The following is a 5620-nucleotide window of genomic DNA, read 5'->3' as shown; positions in this document are numbered from 1 at the left end:
GAGAGGCCGGGGGAAAGAAGCTCTTCAATTGTGTCCATTCGGTCATGGTCAGGTCCGTTGGATAAACTCGCGGCAGTGTATTCATCCCTCAAGCTTACCAATCCCTTTTTCAAAACACTCTCTAACAGGGGGAAGGGAATCTCTGTTGTCGTTTCCATCTTCATGTGTTTCGCGTATGACTCTACTTCTTCTCCTCACGCTGTGAGTGATGAATCAACGAGCTGCCCACGTTATTGGGAACAAAGGCGATCACCTCTCCTGAAGCCATTAAGGTATAGCCAGTCGCTTCAGTGAGTGCTCGTACGGTGGTGCCGACGCCTACCGCCGCTACCCCGACAAGCGCCGTAGGAATGCGAAGTGATATTTCTCCAACCTCAGCCGAGCTTTTCAGCGTGAGTAACGTTGACTTGCCGGCGGTTTGCAAGCCAATGACCATGAGTTCCCCGCCTCGCGCAAGTGTCGCTATACTTCCTCTGACGATCGTCGCTGAAGCCATTGATGCCATAGCTGATATGGTCGACCCCTCCGACATCCGTGTGAGGTCATTTGCATGACTACTTGTGATACTCAATGAGAGAGTCAACAAACCAGTGGTAATGAACGCTCGCGTCTTCATAGAACGTGCTCCTTCCTGTGACAGGTGGGTGGATTTTCCGCCGAAGAAGCGCAAGCGCCATGCCAGGAGAGATCATCGAGCCGAAGGTGTGGAAAATCGCTGCCTTAGCGAAAGGCGAGCAGGAGAGGAAAGGCTGCACGTGGACATTCTTTGCTAGGGTATCGTGCATCGAGTGTCCAGTGACAAGAATAACCTCACTGGCACGAAAGCTCGGGGTCTCGATTCAATAAAATCTCGTAATTATCTCGCAATTATCTCGCACTTTTCCCGTGATTTCGTGCGCGGTGGTTACTACAGTACGCGCATGAGGCTGGACTTACCACACGAGACATTACAGAAACAATCGCCGTTGTCACCCTACCGCGCGTTTGTCGTGCAATTACGGGAGGAAACCGATATGACATCGGGCGCTCTTAGCGGACGGGTGGTGTATGTTACCGGCGACACGATCGGCAAAGAGGAAAGTCCGATTTATCCGGTGCTCGATTTGACCGACACACTGCGCACGCTGGTGAGTGACGTCTATTTTATTCGCCAACCGTTTCTCACCGAGCAGGTAGCGGTCAAGTGGGATGGCGAATGGCACGTCACTTACGAGTTTTTACATGACGTCGGTTTGGCTTTCCTCACGGTCTTGGTGTTGATTTATGCGCTAGTGGTAGCGTGGTTCCAGTCGTTTGTCTCACCGCTGGTGATTCTGTCACCTATTCCGTTGAGTCTGATTGGGATACTGCCCGCCCACTGGCTGAGGGGCGTGCCGTTTTCGGGCGCATCGGTCCTCGGATTTATCGCCGGGGCGGGCATCGTCGTGCGCAACTCGATCATACTGGTCGATTTTATCGAACTGCGACGACGCCACGGCATGCCGCTGCGTGAGGCGGTGATCGATGCGGGTGCGGTACGGTTTCGTCCTATGCTGCTGACCGCATCGGCAGTGGTGGTCGGCACCGCGGTGATTCTCTATGACCCGATCTTTCAAGGACTGGCCGTGTCGCTGATGGCAGGGGAGGTCGCGTCGACCTTTCTTTCACGCCTTGCTGTGCCAGTGCTGTATTACCTGAGCAAGCGCCGAGCCGCTGAGTTGGTTTCTACCAGTGATGCTGCCGTCGCAACCGGTACGGATCGCCTGAGTCCGTCTGTTCATTGAGCCACAGAGAGTTCTATAAATCACTGATGTCCAGGCTGCCGATCAGTGCTTTGGCGTCTTGCAGGTCTTTTGTGCCAACTCTTTGCTGAACCGGTTGTAGATTTCTGATAATAGACGGAAGTTGCCAAAACCTGATGGAAACCGGAGACATTGATGAACCGAGCCGAACGACGGCGCTTAGAGCGTGATGCAAGAAAGAAGGGAAATGCAAATCAAGCAGCGACTCCTGCGTGGCGAGCGGATGTTGCTGCAATCAAACGGCAACTCCAACAGCAGACCTCACCCGAACAGATTCATCAGCTTATTGCTGCGCTCGTTGCGCAGGGGCTTCCACGTGAGGCGGGTGAAGAGCTGGCTGTTTACGCTGCAGAGTATCATGATGCGACGGCGATGTTGCAAGCAGGAAAGAGTGCCGAGCAGATCGCAACGGTCGTGCACAATGCCCACAACTGGGCAGACTCGATGGTCGGTCAATCTCCAGTAGTGAACCAGCGTGCATGTCAGGCTGGCTGTGCATTCTGTTGCTATGTGCCGACCGTGTTAGTGACGGCTGCTGAAGCGAGGTATCTGGCTGACTGGTTACGAATGCATTGCTCTGGCGATGAGTTGGATGCCCTCCGACAACGCTTACAGTTCCGTCAGCAACGAAAATCCGATCCTTCTGCGCAAGCTATGAGTACGCCGATTCCCTGTGCTTTGCTGCAAAATAATCAGTGCCAGGCGTACTCTGCACGTCCACTCAAGTGCCGCGGCTGGAACTCGTTGCGTCGTGATGTGTGTGAACAGGCGTATGGTCACAGTCAGTCATCCGTGCAAATTCCGGCCGATGCGTATGCGCATATGATGGGGAATGCGGTATTCAGCGGGCTACGGGATAGTGTGACTCATGCCGGCTTGGATGGTCGGACATATGATCTGACCGAGGCGCTGCTGCAAGTATTGGATGTGCCTGAGGCAGAGTAACGATAGCTTTTAGGGAGGCGTCTGGAATCAGCTCAAGTATGGGGAACTGCATCATCTGTGTTGTCAACACGGGCCGCATTTGGCGACGGAATTGGCCCTGGCTATTCGTCGGCTGCGCACGAGACCGTACTTGATCCAAGCTTGTTTTGCCGGAGCAGGGCTGCCACTCTAATAGGGAAGCACGTACGATCATTGTCCTTCCAGGCAAACGGGCGAAACTCTTGCCGTGTACCTTCTTGCCATTTCGTGAGTGGATCGCGGGCGTGTCGGTGCGCACTAGAGAGAAAGGCAAACGTCTCGTTCATGGCAACCAGGTCTGCTGGCTCAGTCACGTTCCAGTGCCTGCCCAACCCGATGGTCTGCCACCATTTGCAGTACCCAGCGAAATTGCAGGACTGCACGCAGAACCCTGAGCTCCACACCCTTGCAACATCGCGCCCTACGTGCCACGGTGGGGTATCTTTACCTGGGGGATATACTATGGACAGGCTTAAGAACATTGAGAACAGCGTTGCGACGGGTACGAAGACTGCTGCGTCGGCTTATGTGCCTCCTCTTCAACTCACCGCAGGGCAGCCACCACCCATCGCAGCAAACGGCGGGTTATCCTACATGGCGTTCGATCGGGACGGGGACGCGGGAACTGCGGCAGCAATGGAGGAAGCACTCTGCCAGATTGCCGAAGGCAAAGAACAAGCAGTGATCGACATGATCGTGAACGCTCCTCCTGGCCCCATTGAAACCAAGTGGGGCATTGGGTTTCGCAACTATGCCGACTGCCTGGCCCACATTCGGGCGCAGAACATTCAAGCTCCCGCGGGCGGTGTCGCACTCCCGCTTCCCTACACTGTGCTCGAGCAACCGTCGTACTCGGTCGTTTCGTCCAACGCGATCTGGCGAGACCCCGTGCGCGCAGCCGAGGCAAAGATGTTGCGGCGCGAAGGACAGAACATCGCGCGGGAATGCCTCTATTTTCCTCAGGTGTTGCGCGATGCACGACGCATCGGGGAGTACTATCCCGGTCTCTCGCCCACCAGTGCTGCGTGCATGGACAAGCTTGGCGTCGCGTTGGCGCACTGCGAGTCCAAATGCACGAACTTTTATGACGCCGCGGAGGTGGAACGCGTCTTTTATCCGGAGATCGAGAAACTGCTCCTTGACTTCTTCCCGGGGGCGACGGATGCGCTGGTCTACAACCACGATGTGTTTAACAAGGAGTACAAGGGTCCCGTCAAGGAAAATCAGGCCAACAAGGATCCGGGCGTGAACACCTTCTACGCCGATCTGGTGCACAACGACTTGAATGACAACAGCGGGCGCGTGCGCTGCCGCGAATTGCTGACCAAGAACCTGCGCAACTTCGGGCGTACCCAAAACTATACAGAGGCCGAGGCGGACGCGAAGATGTCGCGACGGTTCATCTCGATCAACCTTGCTAAGCCGATGGAGACCGTGGGCCAATATCCATTCGTGCTCTGCGCCTGGCCTTCGTTCGCCGACCAACCATACATTACCAACTACCGCATCTACGACGACCGCGTGGGTGAGACGACCCGTTTCACCCACCGTCCTAACCACGAGTGGTATTGGCTGCCTCAGCAGAAATCTACCGAGGTCTCGATGCTCAAGTGCTACGACTCAGTCGCCGACGGCTCGGTCTCGCGCTGGTCGTTCCACACGGCGTGCATCGACCCCACCGCGCCTGCTGACGCGCCCTGCCGCAAGAACGTCGTAGTCCGCTCTTTTGTCTTCTTCTAAGTAGTGGGCACTAATTAAAGGAGGAACGTACCCATGCCCCACGCTAATATCACGATCAAGACCCGCGACGGAAATTGCCCAGCGTCACTGTTCACGCCTGCCAGCGGCAAGGGTCCCTGGCCTGGTGTGATTTTCTATATGGATGGTTTGGGTATCCGCCCGGTCATGTGGGAAATGGGGCAGCGGCTGGCCGATGGCGGCTATGTGGTGCTCCAGCCCGACCTGTATTATCGCCTTGGCAGCTATCCGCCGAAGGTGCCATCGGAGGTGCTCGGCAATCCGCAAGCGATGCAGGAACTGATGAAATGGGTGAACAGCCTTGATCGTGATCGCAAGGTCTCAGACTCGGCTGCATTCCTCGACTTTCTGTCCACGCAGCCCGAGGTCAAAGGCAAACGCTTCGGTGCCACCGGCTATTGTATGGGTGGCAACACCAGCCTCACCGCGGCGGGTGCGTTTCCGGATCGCTTTGCCGCGATCGCGTCGTTTCACGGCGGCAATTTGGGAACTGATAAGCCAGACAGTCCGCATCTCTTTGTAAACAAGATCACCGGCCGTGTGTATGTCGCTGGGGCGATCGAAGACGCGAGTTTTCCAGAGGAGCAGAAAATTCGCCTGGAAAAGGCGTTGACGGACGCCAAAGTGAATCATGTGGTGGAGACCTATGCCGGCGCTCGCCACGGGTTTGCGGTGCCGGATTTGCCGGTCTTTGATAAGGGCGCAGCCGAGCGCCACTGGACGGCGTTGTTCGCTCTCTTTCAGGAAACGTTAGCGGGTGCCGAGTAAGGAGCATCGTTGCAAACCCAGAACGAAGCCGGGCGCTGCGAGCTCATATTCCAGCGTTGGCAGCGCTTCCGCAGTCATCAGTCACAACTTAAGGAAAAATCCTTGTGTTTTAGGTAGAGCGCAGCGCGTATGGGTTCCTTCTCCCTCAGGGAGAAGGTCAGGATGAGGGTACCAAGAGACAAAAACCGCTGATGAAAGAGCGATCGATAGAACAGTCGTCTTGACACTAAGGCATGGGCAAGAATTAAGTTACCGATTAAGAGCGAGGAAGAAGCGTATAGTTCCAATCGCCATGAAACTTACCGGGTTTGATATTGAGCGCTTGAAACTCATCGTCGGAGACCTGTAGG

Annotated in this window: 6 protein-coding genes; 4 read left to right on the top strand and 2 right to left on the bottom strand. The window is 55.6% G+C overall.

Annotated features, from left to right (window positions below):
• Positions 1-181: 181 nt before the first annotated feature.
• On the bottom strand, positions 182-616 hold the full coding sequence (locus FJ147_26735) for a hypothetical protein (protein MBM4259483.1): 435 nt from the start codon (positions 614-616) through the stop codon (positions 182-184).
• Between the two features lie 304 nt (positions 617-920).
• Here FJ147_26735 and FJ147_26730 point away from each other — a divergent pair, with 304 nt between their 5' ends.
• Positions 921-1763 carry an efflux RND transporter permease subunit gene (locus FJ147_26730; protein MBM4259482.1) on the top strand — a complete coding sequence of 281 codons (843 nt, stop codon included), beginning with the start codon at positions 921-923 and terminating at the stop codon, positions 1761-1763.
• 153 nt (positions 1764-1916) lie between these two features.
• Positions 1917-2726 carry a hypothetical protein gene (locus FJ147_26725; protein MBM4259481.1) on the top strand — a complete coding sequence of 270 codons (810 nt, stop codon included), beginning with the start codon at positions 1917-1919 and terminating at the stop codon, positions 2724-2726.
• Positions 2727-2827: 101 nt separating this feature from the next.
• Here FJ147_26725 and FJ147_26720 read toward each other — a convergent pair whose 3' ends face one another.
• Positions 2828-3058, bottom strand: coding sequence for a hypothetical protein (locus tag FJ147_26720; GenBank protein MBM4259480.1), 231 nt, complete (start codon positions 3056-3058; stop codon positions 2828-2830).
• Positions 3059-3206: 148 nt separating this feature from the next.
• Between FJ147_26720 and FJ147_26715 the strand changes: the two genes are divergently transcribed.
• Together FJ147_26715 and FJ147_26710 are read left to right on the top strand one after the other, a co-directional pair.
• A complete protein-coding gene (locus FJ147_26715) occupies positions 3207-4484 on the top strand; it encodes a hypothetical protein (protein ID MBM4259479.1) in 1278 nt (425 codons plus the stop codon).
• Between the two features lie 33 nt (positions 4485-4517).
• Positions 4518-5270 carry a dienelactone hydrolase family protein gene (locus FJ147_26710; protein ID MBM4259478.1) on the top strand — a complete coding sequence of 251 codons (753 nt, stop codon included), beginning with the start codon at positions 4518-4520 and terminating at the stop codon, positions 5268-5270.
• Positions 5271-5620 lie beyond the last annotated feature (350 nt).

This window comes from Deltaproteobacteria bacterium (assembly GCA_016874775.1).
In the GTDB taxonomy this organism is placed as follows: Bacteria; Desulfobacterota; Binatia; order Bin18; family Bin18; genus VGTJ01.
This window is presented reverse-complemented; position numbering and strand designations above follow the sequence as displayed.

Coding starts and splice junctions, on each gene's coding strand:
- FJ147_26735 (MBM4259483.1), bottom strand. CDS start 616: ATGAAGACGCGAGCGTTCATTACCACTGGTTTGTTGACTCTCTCATTG.
- FJ147_26730 (MBM4259482.1), top strand. CDS start 921: ATGAGGCTGGACTTACCACACGAGACATTACAGAAACAATCGCCGTTG.
- FJ147_26725 (MBM4259481.1), top strand. CDS start 1,917: ATGAACCGAGCCGAACGACGGCGCTTAGAGCGTGATGCAAGAAAGAAG.
- FJ147_26715 (MBM4259479.1), top strand. CDS start 3,207: ATGGACAGGCTTAAGAACATTGAGAACAGCGTTGCGACGGGTACGAAG.
- FJ147_26710 (MBM4259478.1), top strand. CDS start 4,518: ATGCCCCACGCTAATATCACGATCAAGACCCGCGACGGAAATTGCCCA.